The 23,074-nt window shown below is 66.6% G+C and carries 21 protein-coding genes and 4 tRNA genes; 10 read left to right on the plus strand and 15 right to left on the minus strand.

Annotated elements, in window-relative coordinates:
• Positions 1-233: 233 nt before the first annotated feature.
• From OLX02_RS10955 to OLX02_RS10965, 3 genes are all read right to left on the minus strand, one after another.
• Positions 234-380, minus strand: coding sequence for a hypothetical protein (locus OLX02_RS10955; protein WP_264422777.1), 147 nt, complete (start codon positions 378-380; stop codon positions 234-236).
• 137 nt (positions 381-517) lie between these two features.
• A tRNA-Asn gene (locus OLX02_RS10960) sits at positions 518-592 on the minus strand.
• Between the two features lie 78 nt (positions 593-670).
• The gene (locus OLX02_RS10965) at positions 671-1,450 is read right to left on the minus strand and encodes an NAD kinase (protein ID WP_264422779.1); all 780 of its coding nucleotides are present in this window, start codon (positions 1,448-1,450) and stop codon (positions 671-673) included.
• A gap of 134 nt (positions 1,451-1,584) precedes the next feature.
• Between OLX02_RS10965 and OLX02_RS10970 the strand changes: the two genes are divergently transcribed.
• A complete protein-coding gene (locus tag OLX02_RS10970; protein WP_264422780.1) occupies positions 1,585-2,871 on the plus strand; it encodes a GGDEF domain-containing phosphodiesterase in 1,287 nt (428 codons plus the stop codon).
• 9 nt (positions 2,872-2,880) lie between these two features.
• On the opposite strand, the gene mfd is transcribed toward OLX02_RS10970, so the two are convergent.
• From mfd to OLX02_RS10985, 3 genes are all read right to left on the minus strand, one after another.
• Positions 2,881-6,366: a transcription-repair coupling factor gene (gene mfd, locus OLX02_RS10975; RefSeq protein ID WP_264422781.1), complete on the minus strand. Its 3,486-nt coding sequence runs from the start codon at positions 6,364-6,366 to the stop codon at positions 2,881-2,883.
• 63 nt (positions 6,367-6,429) lie between these two features.
• Positions 6,430-6,696, minus strand: a complete 267-nt coding sequence (locus OLX02_RS10980; protein ID WP_264422782.1) for a succinate dehydrogenase assembly factor 2 — start codon at positions 6,694-6,696, stop codon at positions 6,430-6,432.
• Positions 6,697-6,840: 144 nt separating this feature from the next.
• Positions 6,841-7,248 (minus strand): host attachment protein, encoded by a 408-nt coding sequence (locus OLX02_RS10985; protein ID WP_264422784.1) that lies wholly within the window; start codon positions 7,246-7,248, stop codon positions 6,841-6,843.
• Positions 7,249-7,373: 125 nt separating this feature from the next.
• Between OLX02_RS10985 and recG the strand changes: the two genes are divergently transcribed.
• Positions 7,374-9,431, plus strand: coding sequence for an ATP-dependent DNA helicase RecG (gene recG / locus OLX02_RS10990; protein WP_264423265.1), 2,058 nt, complete (start codon positions 7,374-7,376; stop codon positions 9,429-9,431).
• A 70-nt stretch (positions 9,432-9,501) separates the two neighbouring features.
• Here the strand turns inward: recG and OLX02_RS10995 are convergent, their stop codons facing one another.
• From OLX02_RS10995 to OLX02_RS11010, 4 genes are all read right to left on the minus strand, one after another.
• Positions 9,502-10,008 (minus strand): hemerythrin domain-containing protein, encoded by a 507-nt coding sequence (locus OLX02_RS10995; RefSeq protein ID WP_264422786.1) that lies wholly within the window; start codon positions 10,006-10,008, stop codon positions 9,502-9,504.
• Positions 10,009-10,184: 176 nt separating this feature from the next.
• Positions 10,185-10,261, minus strand: a tRNA-Pro gene (locus tag OLX02_RS11000).
• A 150-nt stretch (positions 10,262-10,411) separates the two neighbouring features.
• Complete coding sequence (locus OLX02_RS11005; RefSeq protein WP_264422788.1) at positions 10,412-11,968, minus strand: methyl-accepting chemotaxis protein; 1,557 nt, start codon at positions 11,966-11,968, stop codon at positions 10,412-10,414.
• Complete coding sequence (locus tag OLX02_RS11010) at positions 11,955-12,248, minus strand: hypothetical protein (protein WP_264422789.1); 294 nt, start codon at positions 12,246-12,248, stop codon at positions 11,955-11,957. Before OLX02_RS11010 ends, OLX02_RS11005 begins: the two co-directional genes overlap by 14 nt.
• Before the next feature lie 181 nt (positions 12,249-12,429).
• Here OLX02_RS11010 and thyA point away from each other — a divergent pair, with 181 nt between their 5' ends.
• The 4 genes from thyA (at position 12,430) to OLX02_RS11030 (ending at position 17,190) form a co-directional block, all read left to right on the plus strand.
• Positions 12,430-13,392 carry a thymidylate synthase gene (gene thyA, locus OLX02_RS11015; protein ID WP_264423266.1) on the plus strand — a complete coding sequence of 321 codons (963 nt, stop codon included), beginning with the start codon at positions 12,430-12,432 and terminating at the stop codon, positions 13,390-13,392.
• Between the two features lie 134 nt (positions 13,393-13,526).
• On the plus strand, positions 13,527-14,810 hold the full coding sequence (locus OLX02_RS11020; RefSeq protein WP_264422791.1) for a 3-methyl-2-oxobutanoate dehydrogenase (2-methylpropanoyl-transferring) subunit alpha: 1,284 nt from the start codon (positions 13,527-13,529) through the stop codon (positions 14,808-14,810).
• Positions 14,811-14,812: 2 nt separating this feature from the next.
• The gene (locus OLX02_RS11025; RefSeq protein ID WP_264422792.1) at positions 14,813-15,865 is read left to right on the plus strand and encodes an alpha-ketoacid dehydrogenase subunit beta; all 1,053 of its coding nucleotides are present in this window, start codon (positions 14,813-14,815) and stop codon (positions 15,863-15,865) included.
• Positions 15,866-15,870: 5 nt separating this feature from the next.
• Positions 15,871-17,190 carry a dihydrolipoamide acetyltransferase family protein gene (locus OLX02_RS11030; RefSeq protein ID WP_264422793.1) on the plus strand — a complete coding sequence of 440 codons (1,320 nt, stop codon included), beginning with the start codon at positions 15,871-15,873 and terminating at the stop codon, positions 17,188-17,190.
• 10 nt (positions 17,191-17,200) lie between these two features.
• On the opposite strand, the gene OLX02_RS11035 is transcribed toward OLX02_RS11030, so the two are convergent.
• Positions 17,201-17,665, minus strand: a complete 465-nt coding sequence (locus tag OLX02_RS11035) for a hypothetical protein (protein ID WP_264422794.1) — start codon at positions 17,663-17,665, stop codon at positions 17,201-17,203.
• 208 nt (positions 17,666-17,873) lie between these two features.
• Here OLX02_RS11035 and OLX02_RS11040 point away from each other — a divergent pair.
• Positions 17,874-17,950 (plus strand) — tRNA-Asp (locus OLX02_RS11040).
• Between the two features lie 52 nt (positions 17,951-18,002).
• Positions 18,003-18,079, plus strand: a tRNA-Asp gene (locus OLX02_RS11045).
• A 73-nt stretch (positions 18,080-18,152) separates the two neighbouring features.
• Here OLX02_RS11045 and OLX02_RS11050 read toward each other — a convergent pair.
• The 4 genes from OLX02_RS11050 to OLX02_RS11065 all read right to left on the minus strand — a co-directional run bounded on the left by OLX02_RS11050 (position 18,153) and on the right by OLX02_RS11065 (position 19,748).
• Positions 18,153-18,377: a DUF2842 domain-containing protein gene (locus OLX02_RS11050; protein ID WP_264422795.1), complete on the minus strand. Its 225-nt coding sequence runs from the start codon at positions 18,375-18,377 to the stop codon at positions 18,153-18,155.
• Between the two features lie 2 nt (positions 18,378-18,379).
• Positions 18,380-19,003, minus strand: a complete 624-nt coding sequence (locus tag OLX02_RS11055; protein WP_264422797.1) for a 5-formyltetrahydrofolate cyclo-ligase — start codon at positions 19,001-19,003, stop codon at positions 18,380-18,382.
• A gap of 169 nt (positions 19,004-19,172) precedes the next feature.
• On the minus strand, positions 19,173-19,520 hold the full coding sequence (locus tag OLX02_RS11060) for a cell division protein ZapA (protein ID WP_264422799.1): 348 nt from the start codon (positions 19,518-19,520) through the stop codon (positions 19,173-19,175).
• A 9-nt stretch (positions 19,521-19,529) separates the two neighbouring features.
• Positions 19,530-19,748, minus strand: coding sequence for a hypothetical protein (locus OLX02_RS11065; RefSeq protein WP_264422800.1), 219 nt, complete (start codon positions 19,746-19,748; stop codon positions 19,530-19,532).
• Positions 19,749-20,066: 318 nt separating this feature from the next.
• Here OLX02_RS11065 and tkt point away from each other — a divergent pair, with 318 nt between their 5' ends.
• Together tkt and gap are read left to right on the plus strand one after the other, a co-directional pair.
• A complete protein-coding gene (gene tkt, locus OLX02_RS11070; protein WP_264422802.1) occupies positions 20,067-22,037 on the plus strand; it encodes a transketolase in 1,971 nt (656 codons plus the stop codon).
• A 27-nt stretch (positions 22,038-22,064) separates the two neighbouring features.
• Entirely contained in the window at positions 22,065-23,072 is a 1,008-nt protein-coding gene (gap, locus tag OLX02_RS11075; RefSeq protein WP_264422804.1) for a type I glyceraldehyde-3-phosphate dehydrogenase, read from the plus strand.
• Positions 23,073-23,074: the final 2 nt, after the last annotated feature.

Consider the following 23,074-nt stretch of genomic DNA (forward strand, 5'->3'; position numbering starts at 1 on the left):
GCCTCGGCTTCCTTCAGCACCGCAATGATCTGCTCTTCCGTGAACCTCAATCGCTTCATCGTCCGTCCTTCCATCAGGGCCGGACTCTAATCACACTTGGAGGAAAATCAGGGGGTCACGTCACCGCGATTGTTAGTAAGCAATTAATAAATAAAGATCTTCTGCGTCCAGGAAGCCGATGCCGCGTGTCCATGCCGGGGGACGCTTTCCATGTTGCCGCAAGGCCGCTGGAGTCAGCGCATTCGCTGCCCGCTGCCGGCAGCGGATCGCCAGGACTGCCGCGCGTCGGGCGAGAGCGGAAAATGGATGTTCCCGCCGCCTGCAATGGCCGGTTCGGGATCGAAGGCCTCGAGGTTCCTGGCCTTGTCCGCCAGCGTCATCCGACATCAACGGCATTGCAGCCGAAGCGGTCTGAGCGGCGTGACAGCTAAAGGGAAAGGGGACTAAAGCCCGTTGGGCGAATTCTTCGGAATTCAGCCATTCCCCAGCCTGCATGGGCAGGACTGGGAAAAGATGTTGGCTCCCTGAGTAGGATTCGAACCTACGACCAAGTGATTAACAGTCACCTACTCTACCGCTGAGCTATCAGGGAGCAGCCCCGGTCGCCCGGGGCAGGTGCGCCTAATAACAGGGGATTCTGGTTTGGCAAGCACCTGTTTCGATGTTTTTCTCAGACCATGAACTGTTCGGCGAAAATCCGTTCCTCAAGGCTCTGGCCGCGGTCGAACAGCAAGGTCAGCCGGTGTTCCGGTTCGGCCACCACGCGCACCTCGCTCACGTCGCGCACTTCCTTCTGGTCGGCCACGACGAGGACGGGGCGCTTCACGGATTCGCGCGCGCGGAACACGATCTCGTAGGTTTCGGGCAGGATCGCACCGCGCCAGCGCCGGGGGCGGAACGGGCTGATCGGGGTGAGCGCGAGCATGTTGGAGCCGAGCGGCAGGATCGGACCGTTCGCGGAAAGGTTATAGGCGGTCGAGCCTGCCGGCGTCGCCACCAGCACGCCGTCGCACGCCAGCTCGGGAATGCGGACCTTGCCGTTGACCGAGACTTCCAGCTTCGCGGTCTGGCGCGTTTCGCGCAGCAGCGAGACTTCGTTGATCGCCCAGGAACTGGCCTTCTCACCGGTGTTGGTGGTGGCCTCCATCCGCAGCGGCGCGACCGCGATCGAGCGGGCCTTGGCCACGCGCTCGGCGATCGTGCGACTGGATTTGTATTTGTTCATCAGGAAGCCGACGGTACCCAGATTGAGGCCGAACGCGGGCATCATCGGCCCCTGTTCCAGCATCTGGTGCAGGATCTGCAGCATGAAGCCATCGCCGCCCAGCACCACCACCGCATCCGCTTCCTCGAACGGCACCCAGTCGTACGCATCGCGCAGTGCCTGTTCGGCGTCCTGTGCCCGCTCGGTCGGCGAAGCCAGCAGCGCCAGGCGCTGGGTTTCCGGCATGGTACTCGTTCCCCTGTCATGGCCTTGTCGGCGGAGCCGCTGGCTCGCGGGTGATATGGAGCGCACCAAACTGGTGCAATGGCAAAAGGAACGGGCGGGTGATTTCGCCGTCGGCTTGGTCTAAGCGGCGGAGGATGGAAGCGAAGGGTATTCTAGCGCGCGCGCAGCGCGATGTGCTGACCGGACTGCCGGGCGCGGACAGCGCCAGGGCGTGGCTCGATGCAGCGGGGCGCGCCGGCTTCGTCCAGGCCATGCTCGTCAGCCTTCAGCGGCTGCAATCGGTCAACCTGGCCTATGGCAAGAGCGGCGGCGATCAGGCGCTGGCTGAAGTGGCTCGGCGCATCGCCGATTTCGCGGCAGAGGAACTCGGGCCGGACGCGCTGGTTGCGCGCACCGGCGGCAGCGAGTTCCTCGTCGCATCGCGCGAGGCGGTGAGCCGCGACCGCTGGCAGTGGCTGGCGGAAACGCTGGGACGCGCCATCGCCCGGCCGCTGACGGTGGAGGGTGAATCCATCCGCATCCAGCCGCGAAGCGCCCTGCTGCGCGGGCTGACCGGCGAGCCCGGCGCCAACCTGCTCGACCGGCTTGACCAGGTCAGCCTCGAACTTCAGCGCAGCAGCACGCGGCGCATCCTGTGGGCCGACGGCAGCCACCCCGCACGCGGGCAAAGCGCCGCCACCCTGGAGGCGGACCTGATCGGCGCGCTTCACCGTGAGGAAATCTCGGTGCTGTTCCAGCCGCAGTTCGATGTCGCCACCGGCGCGCTGGCCGGGGCCGAGGCTCTGGCGCGGTGGGAGCATCCCTCGTTCGGCCGTATCGGCGCGGAAACGCTGTTCGCGGTGGCGGAGCGCGGCGATCTCGTCACCCAGTTGACCGAACACATCGCGCTGCGTGCATTGCGTGCCGCCCGTGACTGGCCCGCGCCGCTGCGGCTCTCGCTCAACGTCACGGCGGAGGACTTCGCGCTCGGCCAGTTCGCCGCCACCATGCGCCGGCTGCTGGCCGAGACCGGCTTTGCGGCAGAGCGCCTGACGATCGAGATCACCGAGCGTACGCTCATTTCCGATTTCGAGGACTGCGCGATGGCGCTGCTCGACCTGGCCGAGGCCGGCGTCAGCGTCGCGCTCGACGATTTCGGCACCGGCTTTTCCAATTTCCGCGCGCTCAAGGCGTTGCCGCTTCACGCGCTCAAGATCGACCGCTCGCTGGTGAAGGACATCGCGCGCGACTTGCGTGACCGGGCCATCCTTTCCGCGATGATCGCGATGGCGCGCGCGCTGGACATGAAGGTGATCGCGGAGGGCATCGAAACCGAGGCGCAGCTCGCTATCCTGCAAGAGGAAGGCTGCGACCTGTTCCAGGGCTTCCTGCGCTCCGGCCCGGTTTCGGCGGAGGACATGGCGGCGCTGGCGGCCGGCTGATCGACCTGATCAGGCGGCCTTCTTCGCTGCCCGCCGTGCGATGGCCGAAAGCCCCTTGGTCAGCTGCACCAGCCCGTTGAGCCGGCTTTCCGCGTTGCCCCAGGCGCGCTGGATCACCAGCTTGTTGTCGGGCCGCAGCTTGGCCACGCCGTTCAGCCGCTCGACATAGGCGATCAGCCCCATGGGATCGGGGAAATCGTCGTTGTGGAACGAGACGAGCGCGCCCTTTGCGCCCACATCGATCTTGGCGATGCGCGCCTCGATCGCCTGTCGCTTCACTTCGATCAGCCGCAGCAGGTTCTGCGTGGGCGAGGGCAGGGGGCCGAAGCGGTCGATCATCTCGGCCGCCAGTGCTTCCACCGCGTCGGGCCCCTCTGCATCGTTCATCCGGCGATAGAGCGCCATGCGCACCGCAAGGTCGGGCACGTAGTCCTCGGGGATCATGATGGGTGCATCGACGGTGATTTGCGGGGAAAGCGTGTCGCGTTCGCGCGCCAGCCCGATGTCGCCCGCCTTCGCCGCCAGGATCGCATCCTCCAGCATCGACTGGTAAAGCTCGAAGCCCACTTCCTTGATGTGGCCCGATTGCTCGTCGCCCAGCAGGTTGCCCGCGCCGCGCAGGTCCAGATCGTGGCTGGCGAGCTGGAAGCCCGCACCCAGCGAATCGAGATCGCCCAAGACCTTCAGGCGCTTTTCCGCGATCTCGGTCAGCGCCTGGTTTTCGGGGAAAGTGAGGTAGGCATAGGCGCGCAGCTTGCCGCGGCCCACGCGCCCGCGCAGCTGGTAAAGCTGCGCCAGCCCGAACCGGTCGGCGCGGTGCAGGATGATCGTGTTGGCGCTGGGAATGTCGATCCCGCTTTCGACGATCGTGGTCGAAAGCAGCACTTCGTATTTCTTCTCGTAGAACGCGCCCATGCGGTCCTCGACCTCGGTCGGGCTCATCTGGCCATGCGCGGTGACGAAGCGGATTTCCGGAACGTTCAGCCGCAGCCAGTCCTCCAGCTCGGGCATGTCGGCGATGCGCGGCACCACGATGAAGCTCTGCCCGCCGCGCTGGTGTTCGCGCATCAGCGCCTCGCGCATCACCACGTCGTCCCAGGGCATCACATAAGTGCGCACCGCGAGCCGGTCGACCGGCGGGGTCTGGATCGTGGACAGCTCGCGCAGCCCGCTCATCGCCATCTGCAGCGTGCGCGGGATCGGCGTTGCGGTCAGCGTCAGCACGTGGACGTCGGCCTTCAGCTCCTTGAGCTTTTCCTTGTGCGTCACGCCAAAGCGCTGCTCTTCGTCGACGATGACGAGCCCCAGCCGCTTGAACTCCACCGATTTCGAAAGAAGCGCGTGGGTGCCGATCACGATGTCCACCGTGCCGTCGGTCAGCCCGGCCTTGGTCGCCGCCGCCTCCTTTGGCGGCACGAGCCGCGACAGCCGCCCGACATTCAGCGGGAAGCCGGAAAAGCGTTCGACGAACCCGGCATAATGCTGGCGCGCCAGCAGCGTCGTCGGTGCGATCACCGCCACCTGCTTGCCGGCCATCGCCGCGACGAAGGCGGCGCGCAGCGCAACTTCGGTCTTGCCGAAGCCCACGTCGCCGCACACCAGCCGGTCCATCGGCTTGCCCTCGGCCATGTCGCCCAGCACGTCTTCGATCGCGCGTTCCTGATCCTCGGTCTCGTCCCACGGAAAGCGGTCGACGAACGGATCGTAGCTGGCCGGATCGACCGGCATCACATCGGCCACGCGCAGCGCGCGCAGCGCGGCGGTGGCCATCAGCTGCCCCGCCATTTCCAGGATGCGCTCGCGCATCCGCGCCTTGCGCCGCTGCCATGCCTCGCCGCCCAGCTTGTCGAGCGCGACCGCTTCGTTCTCCGCGCCATAGCGCGACAGCACGTCGAGGTTCTCGACCGGGATATAGAGCTTGTCGCCGCCGCTGTAGGTCAGCTGCACGCAATCGTGAGGGCTGTCGCCCACCTTGATCGCTTCCAGCCCTTCGTAGCGGCCGATGCCGTGGTCCATGTGGACCACCAGATCGCCGGGATTGAGCGCGGACAGCTCGGCCAGGAACGCGTCTGCGTCCTTGCGCTTCTTCTTCCGGCGCACCAGCCGGTCGCCAAGGATGTCCTGCTCGGTCAGCAGTTCCAGTTCGTCGTTGGCGAAGCCCTGTTCCAGCGGCAGCACCACCGCCACCGGCTTGCCCTTGGCGGCAAGGCCCAGTGCGTCCTGCCAGGTCTCGGCCATTACCGGCGGCTGCTTGCCCGCTTCGGCCAGCAGCGAGGCAAGCCGCGCGCGCGAGCCGGTGGTATAGGCCGCCAGGATCGGCTTCAGCCCCCGCGTGCCGAGCGCAGCGAGGTGCTTCGCCGCCGCCTCGTAGATGTTCAGGCCCTGCGTCCGCTCGGGCGTGAAATCGCGGCTGCTCGCAAATCCGAAATCGAGTACCTGCTTCGATTCCGGCTCCGCGAACAACGTCATGCGGTGCACCGGCCACCCGGCCAGCGCGCGCTCGAACTCGTCCTGCGAAAGATAGAGCGCTTCTTCGCCCAGCGGACGATAGGTGCCGGGCGAGCGCTGCGCGCCCTCGACCCGCGCCTGATGATAATCGGCGATGTCGGCAAAGCGCGTTTCGGCGGCCTTGGCCGCGCCCGCGTCGATCACCATCAGGTCGTCTTCGCCCAGATGGTCGAACAGCGTGACCAGCCGCTCCTCGAACAGCGGCAGCCAGTGCTCCATGCCGGCCAGCCGCCGCCCGTCGCTCACCGCCTGATAGAGCGGGTCGCTGGTGGCGTTGGCACCGAACAGCTCGCGATAACGGCCGCGGAAGCGCTTGATGCTGTCCTCGTCGAGCAGGGCCTCGCTTGCCGGGATCAGCAGGTGCGTTTCCACCGGCTGCACACTGCGCTGCGTGCCGGGATCGAACAGGCGCAGCGTTTCCAGCTCGTCGCCAAAGAAATCGAGCCGCAACCCGTGGTCCAGCCCGGTGGGAAAGATATCGAAGACCGATCCGCGCACGGCATATTCGCCGGCATCGACCACCGTGTCGGTGCGCGAATAGCCCTGCCGCTGCAGCAGCGCGATCAGGCTCTCGCGCCCGATCTCGATTCCCGCCTTCAGCAGGCGGGTCGATTCGCGGATGCGGAAGGGCGTCAGCACGCGCTGGAGCAGCGCGTTGATCGTGGTGACGATCAACTGCGGCCGGTCGCGCTTGTGCTGCAACTTCTGCAGCGCCGACAGCCGCCGCGCGCTGATCGTCAGCGCGGGCGAGGCGCGGTCGAACGGCAGGCAGTCCCACGCGGGAAAGTCGATGACCTCAAGCTCGGGCGCGAAGAAAGCGGCGCTTTCCACCACGGCGCGCATCGCCGAATCGTCGGGTGCGACAAACACCGCGCGCCCCTTGGCGGCGCGGGCAAGGTCGGCCAGCACGAGCGGCTGCGCCCCGCGCGCGACCGAGGACAGGGTCAGCGGCGACTGGGCCGAAAGAACGCGGGAGATGTCGGACATGGGAAAGGGGGATTAGTGGGGGGCGCGCCGAGTGCAAGCGGTTCCAGCGGGCAATGCCCGCAATCAGCGCGGTATTTCGACGTAATCCAGCTTGCGCATCACATCCATCATCGGCCCGACATATTCGGGCGGGACGGAGATCGTGCCCAGCGCCCAGCCCATGATATCGACGTCTTCCTCGTCGATCAGGCGCTCGAACCACTGCACCTCGTCTTCGCCCCAGCCTGCGTGGAAGCGGTCGAAATAGCAGCCGATCATGTAGTCCGCCTCACGCGTGCCGCGATGCCAGGCACGGAACTTCAGGCGGCGGAGGCGGTCGGGTTCGATCATGGAATCGCGGTTAGGCGATCCGTTCGCCTGCATCAAGGGTAGCGCTCCCCAGGATTTCCGACCATATGAAAACACATCCCGGCGACGGGCCTTCCCCTGCCGCCGGGATGCCGCGTCCCCCCGTTCCGAGGTCCGCGTAACGCGTTACTTTCCGCGAAGGGCGGCCAGCACCTCGTCCGGCTTGCGGCCGATCAGGTCCTTGGCGACTTCGCCCAGCAGCACCTGGCTGACCTGCTTGGCATAGTGGTGCCGCAGTTCGCCCAGCGTGCGGGGCGGGGCGATCACCACCAGATGTTCGATCTTGTGGCCGATCACCTGCTGGTTGAGCCACTCCGCCACGGCGCCGGCGTGCGCGTCTTCGTGCATCTGGCGGGGCGAGGGGTTGCTGGCGGTGGGACCGTGGCGGCCGCCGCTGCCCGAATGGTTGTGCTCGTCGATATGCGGCGTGGGCAGTTCGGCAAGGTCGGGCGTGGCTTCGTTGCCGGCATTGCGCAGCAGGGTCCAGTTCTCGCCATCGACAAGGGCAATCACGGCGCCATGGGGAAGCAGCATTTGGGATCTCCTCTTTGTGTTCTCTCGCAACCGACCCAAGCGCGCCGACCGCCTGCGTTCCATGCGCTGGGTCAAATCGGGCACAGGCTGTGGCGATTTTGCCCGCAGCCGATTATGTCCGCGCCATGCGCCCAGACCTGCTCAATCCGTTGTTCGCCGAATCCGGCAGCCTCAAGGGCGTGGGGCCAGGCCTGGCCCGTCCGCTCGAGAAGCTGGGGCTGACCCGGGTCCGGGATCTGGCATACCACCTGCCCGACCGGTTCGTCACGCGCCGCGCGGTCACCAATCTGGATGAGGCGAGCGTCGGCGAGCAGATCGTGGTGGCGCTGACGGTGCGCGAGCATCGCGCCTCCGCCGGGCGCGGCCCGTTCCGGATCCTGGCGGAAGACGCGGCCGGCAACGTGGTCGCGCTGATCTATTTCGGCCGCGCATCCTACAGCGCGCGCAAGCTGCTCCCGACGGGCGAAACGCGCTGGGTGGCGGGCCGGCTCGACCAGTTCGGCCAGACGCTCCAGATCGTGCACCCCGATCATGTCGCCGAGGACGGGGCAGGGCTGATGGGCCAGCTGAACGAGGCGGTCTATCCGCTGTCCGAAGGGCTCACGCAGGGGCGGGTGCAGGGCCTCGTGCACCAGGCGCTCGAACACCTGCCGGAACTCCCCGAATGGATCGAGCCGGGCCTTGTCGACAAGATGGGCTGGCCGACGTGGAAGGACGCGCTGGGCCTTGCGCACAAGGGGCAGCACCCGCTGGCGCGCGACCGGCTCGCCTATGACGAACTCCTCGCCAACAGCCTCGCGCTGCTGCTGGTGCGCGCCAGCAACCGCACGCGCACCGGCACGCCGCTGGTGGGCGACGGGCACTTGCGCGCCAAGCTGAACCTGCCCTTCGCGCTCACCGGTGCGCAGGCCCGCTCCATCGCGGAAATCGAAGGCGACGTGGCACAGGGCGCGCCGATGCTGCGCCTGCTGCAAGGCGATGTCGGTTCTGGCAAGACGGCGGTGGCGCTCCACGCCATGCTGATCGCGGTGGAAGCGGGTGCGCAGGCCGCGCTGCTGGCGCCGACCGAAATTCTCGCGCGGCAGCACGCCGAAACGCTGACCCGCATGGTCGCCGGCACCGGTGTGACGATCCAGCTGCTCACAGGGCGCGACAAGGGCCGGGCGCGCGAATCGATCCTGATGGGCTTGCTCGATGGCTCCATCCAGATCTGCGTCGGCACCCACGCGATCTTCCAGGAGGCGGTCGCCTATCGCAACCTGGGGCTGGTGGTGATCGACGAGCAGCACCGCTTCGGCGTGGGCCAGCGCCTGATGTTGACGCAGAAGGCGAAGCGCACGCCGCATTGCCTCGCGATGACCGCCACGCCTATCCCGCGGACGCTCACGCTGGCCCAATATGGGGAGATGGACGTGTCCCGGCTCGACGAGATGCCGCCGGGCCGTCAGGCGATCGACACCCGCGTCGTCGCGCAGGACCGTCTGGTCGATGTGGTCGAGGGCGTCGGCCGCCATATCGCCTCCGGCGCGCAGGCCTATTGGGTGTGCCCGATGGTCCGCGAACAGGAAACCGAGGATCTCGCCGCCGCAGAAGCCCGTCACGCCGCGCTCAAGGAGCGCTTCGGCGATACCGTCGTTCTCGTCCACGGCCAGCTCCGGCCCGAGGCGAAGGACGCCGCGATGGAACGCTTCGCCAGCGGCGAGGCCAAGCTGCTTGTCGCCACCACGGTGATCGAGGTTGGCGTCGATGTGCCCAATGCCACGCTCATGGTCATCGAGCAGGCCGAGCGCTTCGGCCTTGCCCAGCTGCACCAGCTGCGGGGCCGTGTTGGGCGCGGAAGCCAGAAATCCACCTGCCTCCTGCTGCGCGGCGAAGCGCTCTCCGAAGTGGGACGCGAGCGGTTGGCTTTGATGCGCGAAACGCAGGACGGTTTCCAACTCGCCGAGGAGGACTTGCGCCTCCGCGGCGGCGGCGAACTGCTCGGCACGCGGCAGTCGGGCGACACACCTTTCCGCGTTGCCGATTTTGAACAGATCGCGCGCCTGCTGCCGGTGGCGCACGATGATGCGCGGCTGTTGATGGAGCGCGATGGTGGACTTTCCTCGCCGCGAGGGGAGGCGGCGAGAGTGTTGCTCTACCTGTTCGAGCGCGACTGGGGCGTGCAGTTGCTCAGGGGCGGTTGAGGCGCCCCGAGGTGCCGCTTGCGCGGCCTCGGGACGCTCTCGGGTCGTTTCAGGTGTCGTTAGGTGCCGTTCAGGCCGCGAGGCCCACAACCTTGATTTCAGCCGGCGGAAGCTCGCCCGACTTGGCCTGCACGGTCAGCTCCTGCTTGCGCGCCAGCATCGCGTCGCGCAGCGCCACAAGGTCCACGCCCGCTTCGCGCGCCTGCGCGAACATTCCTTCGGAGCGCGCCTCCTCCTCGTGGACGTGGTGCTTGATCTCCTCCGACAGCACCTTCACCTTGGCGTCGAAGAACGCGTCCTCGGGCGACGAGGCGACGATGTCGTTGATGAGCACCTTGGCGCCGTCGTGCTCGACATAGGCCTCGGTATAGGTCTCGTCCTCGATCTTGCCCTTCAGCGCGGGGTAGAAGATCTCTTCCTCGATGATCGTGTGGATTTTCAGCTCGGTGCAGATCTGCTGCGCGAGATCGGCCTTCTTCGCGTCGGAAGCGCTCTCGTACTTCGAGAACAGTTCCTCGACCTTGCGGTGATCGGCCTTGAGCAAGGCGATGGCGTCCGAATACGTCTGGGTGGGCATCGATGGTCTCCTGTTCCGGAGGCGCGAGGGGCGCCTTTGCCGAGACAGTGCGCGGGCCATGCCATTGGTTCCGCGCGGTCGCATCGGAATGCTGATCGATCCCGACCGCAGTGGCGCCGGAATCGAAAAAGCCGCCCCGAAGGACGGCTTTCCGATCTCGCTTTAAAAGCGTGAAGTGGTCGGGGAGAGAGGATTCGAACCTCCGGCCCCTGCCTCCCGAAGACAGTGCTCTACCAGGCTGAGCTACTCCCCGACCGATCCGCTGCCGGTCACCCGGCTGCGAGGCAGGCGCGCCCTATACGGGGGCGTTTTCCGGGTGGCAAGCAGGTTAGGGAACATTTTTCTCCGACCCGCCATTTTCCGCAGAAATCCGCCATTTTTTCGATATTTTCCAATTCTCCGATCAGGCCGCGCGACGGACGAAGGCGTCGGCCGATCCGGCGCGAGCCGAATCGTCGGTGCGGAAGCGGGACACCAGTCGCGTCAGCCCGTCCGCTTCGCGGGAAAGGTTGTGCGCGGCCGCGTTGCTTTCCTCGACCATGGCCGCGTTCTGCTGCGTCACCTTGTCGATCTGGCTGAACGAGCGGCTGACGTCGTGCAGGTCGCGCGCCTGCGTCTCGGCCGCATCCGCGATCTCGCCAATGGCGCTGCTGATGCCGGTGACCTGCTCCACGATGGCGCGCAGCACGGTGCCGGTCTCTCCCACCAGGGCCACGCCCTGGCCCACCTGCTGCGACGAGGCGGTGATGAGCTGCTTGATCGTCTGCGCCGCGTCCGCGCTGCGCTGGGCAAGCGCGCGCACTTCGGTGGCGACGACCGCGAAGCCCCGGCCCGCATCGCCGGCGCGCGCGGCCTCGACCCCTGCGTTGAGCGCGAGGAGGTTGGTCTGGAAGGCGATGCCGTCGATCAGCGAGATGATCTGGCCGATCTCGCTGGCCGAGCGTTCGATCGCGTTCATCGCATCGATCGCGCGTTCGACCACCTGGCCGCCATTGACGGCATCGGCCTGCGCCGCGGTGATCGCACCGTTGACGTCGCCCGCGCGCTTGGCGGTGGTTTCGATCTGGCCGGTCAGGCGACCGGTCGAGGCGCTGTTCTGTTCGAGCGCGCTGGCCTGCTGCTCGGTGCGGCGGGCCAGATCATCCGAGGCATTGCGGATTTCCGCCGCGCCGTTGGTGATCTGGTGGGCCGATCCGTTGACCGCGCAGACGAGGCGGTTGAGGTCGGTGGTCGCGGCGTTGAGCGTCTGGCGCAGCGCTTCGTAGCTGGCGGGGAAGGCCGTATCGATGTGCGTTGCAAGGTCACCTTCGGCCAGCGTCTTGAGGCGCGTGGCGAGGGCTTCGATGACCTGCTTCTGCTCGGCGGCAGTCCGCGCTCGCTCGGCAGCGGCGGCGGCTTCCAGATCGGCCTGGGCCTGCCGTGCGGCGGCCTGTTCGATGACCAGCGTTTCAAGCTGGCGTGCCACGACGGCGAGAACCGCGGTTTCGATCACCACGACCACGGCGTGCAACAGGACGCGGGCAGTGTCCGGACCATCGGGAAACACAAGGCTGGGCGCGAGGAAGTTGGTGGCGAGATGGTGGACCGCAGTGACCGCCGCGGCGAGCACGATCGGCCGCCAGTCGGCGAGGCCGGCCAGCGTGGCGATGATCGCGAAGAAGATCATGTGCTGGTCGAGAATCCAGTCGCTGCCCGCCCACTGCATCAGGAAGATCGCGGGGTAGAGCGGGATGGTGAAGCCCAGCACGAGGCGTGCGGCCGCATCGCAGCGTCCGGCACGGGCGAACATCGTGGGCGCGATCGTGATCGCCAGGGCCAGCAGGGGCGGTATCCAGCCGCCGCTGCCGAAAGCCGCGCGCAGGCCTGCCAGCACCACGCATAGCCAGCCGACGACGGCCAGTGCCATCACGCCGCGCCGGCGCAGGATGTCGAGGTCTTCCACGGTATCAGTTCCTTCCATGGCGGCCGTCGCCGCAAAGCGTCGAGGGTATCGCAACGACCAGCCAGCCCTGGCTGAGTGCGGCAAGCGCGGTGGCGTCGCTGGTCACGCGCACCATGGGCAAGCCGCTCGCGCCGGCCCCGCCGACGTCGAGCGTGCCCACCAGCGTGGCGCCGCCTTCCACCAGCCAGCGAAGCGCGCTGCCACGGTCCCCGGCGAGCGGGATCACGACGGCAGCCTGCCCGGCGCGCGGATAGGCGAGGGCCATCACCAGCGCGGTAATGGCCAGTCCCCATTGCACTGCGAGCGCTGCCCTGCCGCTTTGTCCTGAGCCGAATCGTTGCATCATCGACAAAGGTAGGGGTTGATCCCTTGATGTGGATTTCCCCTCCGATCCGGATAAATCCCTATCGGAATTGGCGATTTGTTTGGGAATGGCGCATGGGCTTCCGCTCTGCCTTCGCGCCGTCTACCCTGACGGCATGGCTTCCGTGTCGCTTCCCGCCGAGTCCCGCGCCGATGCGCCCCACGCCGAATGGCAATATCTCGACCTGATGCGCCGCATCTGGGAGCAGGGCGACGAGCGGATCGATCGCACCGGGGTGGGGACGCGGTCGGTATTCGGCGCGCAGCTCCGCTTCGATCTGTCCGGCGGGCGGATGCCGTTGCTGACCACCAAGCGGGTCTACTGGAAGACCGCGACGCGCGAATTCCTGTGGTTTCTGACGGGCGATACCAACATCCGTGCCCTCTGCGCGCAGGGCGTGGAGATCTGGACCGACTGGCCGCTCGCCCGTTATCGCCGCGAGACCGGCGACCCCATCGGCCGCGCCGACTTTTCGCGCCGCATCGTCGAGGATGCGGATTTCGCAGCGCGCTGGGGTGATCTCGGCCCGGTCTATGGCAAGCAGTGGGTTGACTGGCCCGTTTACGAGGCGGCCGGCGATGGCCTGTTTCGCCAGCGGGCGCAGGGCGTGAACCAGGTGGCCGAGGTGGTTGCCAGCCTGCGCGCCAATCCCGGCAGCAGGCGGCACATCGTGGAAGGGTGGAATGTCGCCGAACTCGATTCGATGGCGCTGCCGCCGTGCCACAAGACCTACCAGTTCCATGTTGCCGGCAACCGCCTGAACGGTCTGCTCTACCAGCGCAGCTGCGACGTGGCGCTGGGCCTGCCCTTCAACCTGTGGGGCGCGGCGCTGTTCATCCGTATGCTGGCGCAGCAATGCGATCTGGAGCCGGGCGAACTGGTGTGGATGGGCGGGGACACGCATCTTTACCTGAATCACGCCGATCTGGTGGAGCAGCAGCTTGCCCGCACGCCTTCGGGCGACCCTGTCCTGGAGATCGTGCGGCGGCCTGAATCGGTGTTCGGTTACGCGATCGAGGATTTCGTCGTGCAGGGCTATGCACCGCAGGGAGCCTTGTCTGCGCCGGTTGCGGTATGATGCGATAGCGTGATTGACTCGGAAACCGCTGTGAAATAAAATAACACAACGGTAAAATTTTGCGACTTGCGGCACGGCGGTGAGCGTCGTGCGTTGGGGTCGCGGGAGAGTCTTCATATGCGGGTTTGCGCAGCATGACCGCGAAGGCCAGTGGCAACCTGCCGCCGCTTTCGCTCCACGTACCCGAGCCGAAGTTCCGGCCCGGCGACAAGGTGGATTATTCGCACATCGTCGTGCCGCCAGCAGGCGCGCAGCCACGACCTGATGAGGGTTGTGCCGCGGCGGAAACGCATCCGCTGTGCCTCGATCTGGTCCGCGTGCTGGACGAGGATCACCGCGCGGTGGGCCCTTGGGATCCGAAGCTGGACGCCGAGACGCTGCGGCGGATGCTGCGGACGATGGCACTGACCCGCGCTTTCGATGACCGGATGTATCGCGGCCAGCGGCAGGGCAAGACCAGCTTCTACATGAAGTGCACCGGCGAGGAGGCGACCTCGGTCGCGCCGGCGATGGCGCTCGCCAGCGACGACATGGTGTTTCCCAGCTATCGTCAGCAGGGCATCCTGATCGCGCGCGGCTATCCGATCGTCGAGATGGTCAACCAGATCTACTCCAACCGGGCGGACAAGCTGAAGGGCCGCCAGCTGCCGATCATGTATTCGGCGCGCGACGTGTCCTTCTTCACCATCTCGGGCAACCTCGCCACGCAGTATCCGCAAGCGGTGGGCTGGGCGATGGCGAGCGCGATCAAGGGCGATACGCGCATCGCCGCGACCTGGGTGGGCGAAGGCTCCACGGCGGAAGGCGACTTCCATTCCGCGATGACGTTCGCCGCGGTCTACAACGCCCCGGTCATCTTCAACGTCGTCAACAACCAGTGGGCGATTTCCAGCTTCTCCGGCTTTGCCGGCGCGGAGCGGACGACCTTTGCCGCGCGCGCCATCGGTTATGGCATCGCGGGGCTGCGCGTGGACGGTAACGATCCGCTGGCGGTCTATGCCGCGTCGCGCTGGGCGGCCGACCGTGCGCGCGCCAATGGCGGGCCGACCCTGATCGAGCACTTCACCTACCGCGCGGAGGGGCATTCCACCTCCGACGATCCCGGTCAGTACCGTTCCGCGCAGGAACGCGAGGAATGGCCGTTGGGCGATCCCATCATGCGGCTGAAGCGCCACCTGATCGCGCTGGGCGAATGGTCTGACGAACAGCACGAGGCTATGGACCGCGAGCTGGTCGAGCAGGTCAAGGCCGCGACCAAGGAGGCCGAGAAGAACGGCGTGCTGGGCCACGGCCTGCACCATCCCTTCCACACCATGTTCGAGGACGTGTTCGAGGAACTGCCCTGGCACCTCAAGGAACAGAGCGAGCAGGCGATCCGCGAGCGACGGATCAAGTGGCCGGAATGGAAGGAGTCGTGAGCATGATCGAGGAAGCAGCGGTCAGCCTTGCTGACGCGCCCACCCGCCGGCTCAACATGATCGAGGCGATCAACGATGCGCTCGATATCATGATGGAGCGCGATCCCGGTGTTGTCGTGATGGGCGAGGACGTCGGCTATTTCGGCGGCGTGTTCCGCGCCACGGCCGGCCTCCAGAAGAAATACGGCAAGACCCGCGTGTTCGACACGCCGATCTCAGAGTGCGGGATCATCGGTGTCGCCGTGGGCATGGGTGCCTATGGCCTGCGCCCGGTGCCGGAAATCCAGTTCGCAGACTACATCTATCCCGGGCTCGACCAGTTGGTCTCCGAGGCGGCGCGGCTGCGCTATCGCTCGGCGGGCGAATTCACCGCGCCGATGACGGTGCGCTCGCCTTTTGGCGGCGGGATCTTCGGCGGGCAGACTCACAGCCAGAGCCCGGAGGCGCTGTTCACGCACGTCGCGGGGATCAAGACCGTGGTGCCGGCGACGCCGCATGACGCCAAGGGTCTGCTGATCGCCGCGATCGAGGACAACGACCCGGTGATCTTCTTCGAGCCGAAGCGGATCTACAACGGCCCGTTCAACGGGTATTACGACAAGCCGGTGGAGCCTTGGGCGAAGCACGCGGACAGCGTGGTGCCGGAAGGCTATTATTCGATTCCGTTGGGCAAGGCGCGGATCGTGCGGCCGGGGCAGGCGTTTACCGTGCTCGCCTATGGCACGATGGTCCACGTCGCCGCAGCGGTCTGCGCCGAGAAGGGCGTCGATGCGGAGATCATCGACCTGCGCACGCTGGTGCCGCTCGACATCGAAACGATCGAAGCCTCGGTCGAGAAGACAGGCAAGTGCCTGATCGTACATGAGGCGACGCGCACCTCCGGCTTCGGCGCGGAGCTGTCCGCGCTGGTGCAGGAGCGGTGCTTCTATCACCTGGAGGTGCCGATCGAGCGCGTGACCGGGTTCGACACGCCTTATCCGCACAGCCTGGAATGGGCGTATTTTCCGGGGCCGGTCCGCATCGGCGAGGCCATCGACCGACTGATGAAGGCTTGAACACGATGGGCAAGTTCATATTCCGCCTGCCGGACATCGGCGAAGGCATCGCCGAGGCCGAGATCGTCGCCTGGCACGTGAAGGTGGGCGATACGGTCGAGGAAGACGGCCGGATCGCAGACATGATGACCGACAAGGCGACGGTCGAGATGGAAAGCCCGGTTTCGGGCAGGGTAATCGAGGTTGCCGGCGAAGTGGGCGACGTGGTCGCCATCGGTTCGCCGCTGGTGGTGATCGAGACCGAGGGGGCAGGGGAGGCCGAGGTTTCCGCACCCGCGCCTGCGCCGAAGGCCGAGGCGGTGGAGGAACGGATCGAGGCGGAAACACCCGCGCCGGAACCCGCGCCCCAGACAGCGCCAGCCCCTGTGGCCGCGACTGCGCCAACGCCCGCGCCGGCACCTCCGGCGCCCACGCGTGCACCGGCTCCGGCACAAGCTCACGCCCATTCCAGCGCACGCGTACTGGCCAGCCCGGCGGTGCGCCAGCGCGCGCGGGATCTGGGCATCGACCTGTCTGAAGTGCGTCCTTCCGAGGAAGGACGCATCCGGCACGCTGATCTCGACCAGTTCCTCGCCTACAACGCGGCGGGGGGTTATCGCTCGGCCGGGGCGGAGCGGGGCGACGAGGTGATCCGGGTAATCGGGATGCGCCGCCGCATTGCCGAGAACATGGCGGCGTCGAAGCGCCACATCCCGCACTTCTCCTATGTCGAGGAGTGTGACGTAACGGCACTGGAAGCGATGCGCGAGCAGCTCAACGCCAATCGGGGCGACAAGCCCAAGCTGACCTTGCTGCCGCTGCTGATCACCGCGTTCTGCCGCACGCTGCCGCAGTTTCCGATGCTCAACGCGCGGTATGACGACGAGGCTGGCGTCGTAACGCGTTACGGCGCGGTGCACATGGGCATGGCGGCGCAGACGCCGGCCGGGCTGATGGTGCCGGTGATCCGCAACGCGCAGTCGCTCAACCTGTGGCAACTCGCGCGCGAGATCGGCCGGCTGGCTGAAGCGGCGCGCAGCGGCACGGCGAAGCCGGAGGAGCTGTCCGGCTCGACGCTGACCGTTACGTCACTCGGTCCGCTGGGCGGCGTGGCGACGACGCCGGTGATCAACCGCCCGGAAGTGGCGATCATCGGGCCGAACCGCATCGTCGAGCGCCCGATGTTCGTTTCCGACGGAATGGGCGGGGAGCGCATCGAGAAGCGCAAGCTGATGAATATCTCGATCAGCTGCGATCATCGCGTGGTCGATGGCTGGGATGCGGCCAGCTTCGTGCAGGCCGTGAAGAAGCTGATCGAAACGCCGGTGCTGCTGCTGGCCGACTGATCGGAGACGATTAGCGGACGATGCCGCGATAGGTCATCTGTCCGGCGCCGAGCGCGGCGATTGCGCCCGGCACGCGCCAGCGCAGGTGGGTGACGTCTTCGGGCGTCGCCCGCCGCAGCCGTCCGTCCGCCTCGCGTACGGCCAGGTCGCCGAGTTGGCCCCAGCTGCGTCCGCCATCGACCGACACTTCCTCGTCGCCCTGTGCGGTGCCCTGGAACGACACCGTGCGGGGCATCGGGTTGGTGACGGTGAATTCGCGTCCTTGCTGCGCCTTCCAGTTCACGACGAAGACCACGCGGTCGCCGGCGCGCAGGCGGTCGGCGCGTTCGAGTACGCGCGCGGTGCGGCCGTTGCCGGCAGGCTGGAAGCGTTCCACGAACACATCGCTGGCGAAACGCACCGGCTCCGCCGCGTGGGCCATGACCGGCGCTGCCGCTGCTGCCAGCGCGGCTCCTGCGGCCATGACTGTCGTCATCGTCCTGATCATCGTATCTTGCCCCTCACGGCATCCCGTTGCCGTTGGGGGCAGGTGTCTCACGCGTCCGGCTAATGTTTGGTTAACGCCATAGAAACCACGTTTTCGCGCCGTTCGCCGTGTGTGCGAGGCTGTTGAAAAAATCTTCGCTGCAATTTGTTGACAGCCGCCGGCACCTGCCATAGAGGCGCGGCTCCCAAGCGGAAACGCGGGTGTAGCTCAGTTGGTTAGAGTGCCGGCCTGTCACGCCGGAGGTCGCGGGTTCGAGCCCCGTCACTCGCGCCATTCGCTTTGGGAATATAAAAGGGCGCTTTGTGGCGCCTTTTTTTGACGATGAGCGGGTGTAGCTCAGTTGGTTAGAGTGCCGGCCTGTCACGCCGGAGGTCGCGGGTTCGAGCCCCGTCACTCGCGCCATCGTCGAAAATGAAAAGGCGCCCCGCGGGGCGCCTTTTTCGTTTCCGCCGTCGGCTTGGTTCCGCTGGGGACATCAGCCCCAGCGGCCGGTTTCCATCCAGATCAGGAAGCGACGCAGCGGCAGCAGCCAGACAATGCCCAGCACCAGGTAGATCGGCACCTGCGCGAGCACCGGCAGCATGCCGACGAGTCCGGACAGCGTGGCGACCAGAAAGGCGTAGAGGCCCAGCGCGACCAGAAGGGCCAGAACGCCCACCGGCTTGCGCCAGGTCGGGCGGGCCGACTTGAATTCGTCCATCGTCAGTTCTCCCACGGGCCATAGAGCCGCGTCGGCGTGACCACCGCGCGCAGGGGGTGGTCATGTGCCTCGCGCGGGAGGCTTTCGACGCGTTGACTGTCCCACGCAAGGCCGATCGCGGGAACGCCGGGATGGGCGCCAAGCCAGCGATCATAGTGTCCGCCGCCCTGGCCGAGTCGGTGGCCGTCGTCGGTGAAGCCGAGCAGCGGCACAAACAGCAGGTCTGGCGTGACGGGCTCTGCGTCCATCAGCGGTTGCGCCACGCCCCAGGGGCCAGGCTCCAGCAGATCGTTGATGTGGGGCGAATCCCAACCGCGAAATTCCATCGGTGCCTCGCGTCCGGCAAACCACGGCAACGCGATCCGATGGCCGGCCTCATGGAAAAACCGCGCATAGGAAAGCGCAGGGGCCTCTTCCGGGGTAGGAAGGTAAAGGCCGATATTGGCCCCTTCCGGAATAAGCGGCAGCAGCGGCGCGGGCGGGCGCATGAACAGCAGCGCCTTGATCCGGGGATCGAGCGCGGCAACGTGCGCCTTGCGAGCCGCGCGCAGTTCCTTCCGCAGGGCAGCCTTGCTCTCCACGCTGTGATCTCCGCAGGTTGTAAAGGGGGGTGACGGGCCCACCATAGGTCGTTTGCTCGGAAAATCCTCCGACGCCTCAACGTCAGGTGGGAGCCATATGCACCGGACCCCACTGTGACCAGTGTGATACGGGCAGGGACAGCCCCCTAGGATTGCTTATAGCCTCAGGGATGTTCAATCGGCTCGTGCCGGGCAGATCCCGTCACCGCTTGATTTAGGCGTCCGTGGCCGTTTGCTCAAGGTGCGCGGCAAGTTTTTCGACACGCGCGGCCAGCGCTTCGACGCGGGCGACCATTTCGGGCGACGGGCCTTCCGGCTCCGGCGCGACTTCAGGAGTCGGCGGGGCAGGGGGAGGAGCCTGCTTGTGCGCCTCGTGCAGTTCGTCGGCCAGCACCAGCGCGGCAAACAGCAGCATCCGCGTCTCGCTCTGTCCCGATCCGCCAGCCATGCGTCCGACACGATCCTCGATCATGCGGCCGAGCATCTCGATATGGCTTTCCTCGCCGGTCGCCGCAGAGACGGTGAACGGTCGATTTCCGATCTGAAGCAAGACGTTAGGCATGATCGGGGATCATCCGCGCGGGCTGGGGAGGTTGGCGAGCAGCAGGTCGAGCTGGCGAAGTTCCTGCGCGACCGTATCCTTCAGCTTGCGATGCCGGTTGCGCAATTCACCCAGTTCCGCCTCGGCGGCGTTGTCCTGCGCCGCCGCTTCGGCCTGCCGTTCGACAGCACCTTCGATGCGCGCCAGCGCCTGCTCGATCCGGTCGAGCGCTGTGTCCAGAGCTTCCATCGCCATCGTCTCTAGCGCTAGCACACTGTCCAAAGCGCGCAAGCGCCTGAACGATGCGGTCCCCAGCTTTGCGAAGCTGACCGGCATTGCCAAGAGGCGGGGAGAAGAACAGGGCGCAGGGACGGGCCCTGTCCGGGGCCTGGCACTGTGAAGGGGTTGCAAATCGGATCCCGCATTCGTATGCGCCAAAACGCTACGAGGGACCGATGCATTCGCCTGCCAGCCTTGACGCTGGGGGGCAGGGTGACCAAAGAGACCCCGCTCCGAATCACCGGCTAAACGCGCGCCCCCGCGCGCTGGAAGGGCTTTTCTCAGGTTATGACTCGTGAACCCACCGCGCTGGCGCCCATGGCCAACGCGATCCGTGCGCTCGCCATGGACGCGGTCCAGGCTGCCAATTCCGGTCACCCCGGCATGCCCATGGGCATGGCCGACGTTGCCACGGTGCTCTGGTCGCAGTTCCTGAAATTCGATCCCAGCGCGCCCAAGTGGAGCGACCGCGACCGCTTCGTGCTGTCTGCGGGCCACGGCTCGATGCTGATCTACGCGCTGCTGCATCTCTCTGGCTACGACAGCCCGACGATGGAAGACATCCGCAACTTCCGCCAGATGAACAGCGTCTGCGCCGGCCATCCCGAGAACTTCCTGATCGACGGCGTGGAATGCACCACGGGTCCGCTGGGGCAGGGCGTGGCGATGGCAGTCGGCATGGCGATGGCCGAGCGTCATCTCAATGCGCAGTTCGGTGACGATCTGGTCGACCACAAGACCTGGGTGATCGCCGGCGACGGCTGCCTGATGGAAGGCCTGAACCACGAGGCGATCGGCCTTGCGGGCACGCTCAAGCTGGGCCGCCTCAACGTGCTGTGGGACGACAACAAGATCACCATCGATGGCGACACCTCGCTGTCGACGAGCGAAGACGTCCTCGCCCGCTATGCCGCGACGGGCTGGCACACCGCCACCTGCGACGGGCACGACTTTGCCGACATCGCACGCGCGCTGGCCGAAGCTGCCGCCGATCCGCGTCCGTCGCTGGTCGCCTGCCGCACCGTGATCGGCAAGGGTGCGCCCAACAAGCAGGGCGGCCATAACGTCCACGGCTCGCCGCTGGGCGCAGACGAGATCGCCGCCGCGCGCGAATACCTGGGCTGGACGGCCGCTCCGTTCGAGATCCCGGCGGACATCCTTGCCAACTGGCGTTCGACCGGCGAGGCCGGCAAGGCGGTGCATGCGGCGTGGGTCGCCCGCGCCGCCGCGAACCCCAAGGCTGCTGAACTCGCGCGCCGCATGGCTGGGGATCTTCCCGCCGACACCGGCTTCGATGCCTACATCCAGTCGCTGATCGCCAACCCGCCCAAGGTGGCCACCCGCAAGTCGAGCGAGATGGCGCTGGAAGCGTTCACCGCCGCGATTCCCGAGATGGTCGGCGGTTCGGCCGATCTCACCGGTTCGAACCTGACCAAGACCAAGTCGACCGCGCCGTTCTCGGCGGACAGCTACGACGGTCGCTATGTGTTCTATGGCATCCGCGAATTCGGCATGGCCGCCGCGATGAACGGCATGGCGTTGCACGGCGGGATCATCCCCTACGGCGGCACCTTCCTCGTGTTCGCCGACTACTGCCGCAATGCAATCCGTATGTCGGCATTGCAGCACATCCGCTCGATCTACGTGCTCAGCCACGATTCGATCGGCCTCGGCGAAGACGGCCCGACCCACCAGCCGGTCGAGCATGTGATGAGCCTGCGTCTGATCCCCGGCCTCAAGGTGTTCCGCCCGGCCGATGCGATCGAGACCGCCGAAGCCTGGGCGCTGGCGCTTGCGGACAAGCACGCCTCCTCTGTCCTCGCGCTGTCGCGTCAGAACCTGCCGCCGGTGCGCTTCGATGCCGAGATGAAGAGCGCCAAGGGCGCCTATCGCCTCACCGCAGCCGAAGCCCCGCGCAAGGTCGTGCTGGTTGCCACCGGCTCGGAAGTGGCGCTGGCGAAGGACGTGGCCGGTGCGCTCGAAGCCCAGGGCATCGGTGCGGACGTGGTTTCGGCCCCGTGCCTCGAACTGTTCGACGCGCAGGATGCCGCCTACCGCGCCGACGTGCTGCCGGCCGACGTGCTCAAGGTCTCGATCGAGGCGGGCGTCACCATGGGCTGGCACAAGTATGTCGGCGATGGCCTGACCATCGGCCTGGACACCTTCGGCGCTTCCGCGCCGGCCGAAGAGCTGTTCGACCACTTCGGCTTCTCCGTGGACAAGATCGTTCCCCGGATTCTCGCCCGACTGGGCAATTAACGGACTAAAAGCAGGGAGTTTTGCGACATGGCGACCAAGGTTGCGATCAACGGTTTCGGACGTATCGGGCGCAATGTTGCCCGCGCCATCCTCGAGCGCCCCGAATGCGGGCTCGAGCTGGTTTCGATCAATGATCTGGCGGATGCTAAGGCGAACGCCCTGCTGTTCAAGCGCGACAGCGTCCACGGCGCCTTCTCGGGCGACGTGTCGGTCGATGGCAACGACCTGATCGTCAACGGCAAGCGCATCCAGGTGACCGCCGAGCGCGATCCGGCGAACCTGCCGCACGCCGCCAACGGCATCGACATCGCGCTGGAATGCACGGGCTTCTTCACCAACCGCGACGGCGGCCAGAAGCACATCGATGCGGGCGCCAAGCGCGTGCTGATCTCGGCTCCGGCCAAGAACGTCGATCTCACGGTCGTGTTCGGCGTGAACCACGACAAGCTGACCGGCGATCACAAGATCGTGTCGAACGCCTCGTGCACCACGAACTGCCTGGCCCCGATGGCCAAGGTCCTGCACGAAGCCATCGGCATCGAGCGCGGCCTGATGACCACGATCCACTCGTACACCAACGACCAGAAGATCCTGGACCAGATCCACAGCGATCCGCGCCGCGCCCGCGCTGCCGCGATGAACATGATCCCGACCAGCACCGGCGCCGCCGTTGCCGTGGGTGAAGTGCTGCCCGACCTGAAGGGCAAGCTCGACGGTTCGTCGATCCGCGTGCCGACCCCGAACGTTTCGGTCGTCGACCTGACCTTCACGCCGAAGCGCGACACGAGCGTCGAGGAAGTCAACGGCCTGCTCAAGGCTGCGGCCGACGGCGCGCTGAAGGGCGTGCTGGGCTACACGGCCGAGCCGCTGGTCTCGATCGACTTCAACCACGATCCGCACTCGTCGACGATCGACAGCCTCGAGACCGCCGTGCTCGAAGGCAAGCTGGTGCGCGTTCTGTCGTGGTACGACAACGAGTGGGGCTTCTCGAACCGCATGCTCGACACCGCGGGCGCGATGGCGAAGTTCCTCTAAGA

The organism is Novosphingobium sp. KCTC 2891, from assembly GCF_025938155.1.
GTDB lineage: Bacteria > Pseudomonadota > Alphaproteobacteria > Sphingomonadales > Sphingomonadaceae > Novosphingobium.

What these genes read in the sequence shown, in the direction of transcription:
- OLX02_RS10955 (WP_264422777.1), bottom strand. Translation starts at nt 380, where the DNA reads ATGACGCTGGCGGACAAGGCCAGGAACCTCGAGGCCTTCGATCCCGAA.
- OLX02_RS10965 (WP_264422779.1), bottom strand. Translation starts at nt 1,450, where the DNA reads ATGCCGGAAACCCAGCGCCTGGCGCTGCTGGCTTCGCCGACCGAGCGG.
- OLX02_RS10970 (WP_264422780.1), top strand. Translation starts at nt 1,585, where the DNA reads ATGGAAGCGAAGGGTATTCTAGCGCGCGCGCAGCGCGATGTGCTGACC.
- mfd (WP_264422781.1), bottom strand. Translation starts at nt 6,366, where the DNA reads ATGTCCGACATCTCCCGCGTTCTTTCGGCCCAGTCGCCGCTGACCCTG.
- OLX02_RS10980 (WP_264422782.1), bottom strand. Translation starts at nt 6,696, where the DNA reads ATGATCGAACCCGACCGCCTCCGCCGCCTGAAGTTCCGTGCCTGGCAT.
- OLX02_RS10985 (WP_264422784.1), bottom strand. Translation starts at nt 7,248, where the DNA reads ATGCTGCTTCCCCATGGCGCCGTGATTGCCCTTGTCGATGGCGAGAAC.
- recG (WP_264423265.1), top strand. Translation starts at nt 7,374, where the DNA reads ATGCGCCCAGACCTGCTCAATCCGTTGTTCGCCGAATCCGGCAGCCTC.
- OLX02_RS10995 (WP_264422786.1), bottom strand. Translation starts at nt 10,008, where the DNA reads ATGCCCACCCAGACGTATTCGGACGCCATCGCCTTGCTCAAGGCCGAT.
- OLX02_RS11005 (WP_264422788.1), bottom strand. Translation starts at nt 11,968, where the DNA reads ATGGAAGGAACTGATACCGTGGAAGACCTCGACATCCTGCGCCGGCGC.
- thyA (WP_264423266.1), top strand. Translation starts at nt 12,430, where the DNA reads ATGGCTTCCGTGTCGCTTCCCGCCGAGTCCCGCGCCGATGCGCCCCAC.
- OLX02_RS11020 (WP_264422791.1), top strand. Translation starts at nt 13,527, where the DNA reads ATGACCGCGAAGGCCAGTGGCAACCTGCCGCCGCTTTCGCTCCACGTA.
- OLX02_RS11025 (WP_264422792.1), top strand. Translation starts at nt 14,813, where the DNA reads ATGATCGAGGAAGCAGCGGTCAGCCTTGCTGACGCGCCCACCCGCCGG.
- OLX02_RS11030 (WP_264422793.1), top strand. Translation starts at nt 15,871, where the DNA reads ATGGGCAAGTTCATATTCCGCCTGCCGGACATCGGCGAAGGCATCGCC.
- OLX02_RS11035 (WP_264422794.1), bottom strand. Translation starts at nt 17,665, where the DNA reads ATGACGACAGTCATGGCCGCAGGAGCCGCGCTGGCAGCAGCGGCAGCG.
- OLX02_RS11050 (WP_264422795.1), bottom strand. Translation starts at nt 18,377, where the DNA reads ATGGACGAATTCAAGTCGGCCCGCCCGACCTGGCGCAAGCCGGTGGGC.
- OLX02_RS11055 (WP_264422797.1), bottom strand. Translation starts at nt 19,003, where the DNA reads ATGGTGGGCCCGTCACCCCCCTTTACAACCTGCGGAGATCACAGCGTG.
- OLX02_RS11060 (WP_264422799.1), bottom strand. Translation starts at nt 19,520, where the DNA reads ATGCCTAACGTCTTGCTTCAGATCGGAAATCGACCGTTCACCGTCTCT.
- OLX02_RS11065 (WP_264422800.1), bottom strand. Translation starts at nt 19,748, where the DNA reads ATGGAAGCTCTGGACACAGCGCTCGACCGGATCGAGCAGGCGCTGGCG.
- tkt (WP_264422802.1), top strand. Translation starts at nt 20,067, where the DNA reads ATGACTCGTGAACCCACCGCGCTGGCGCCCATGGCCAACGCGATCCGT.
- gap (WP_264422804.1), top strand. Translation starts at nt 22,065, where the DNA reads ATGGCGACCAAGGTTGCGATCAACGGTTTCGGACGTATCGGGCGCAAT.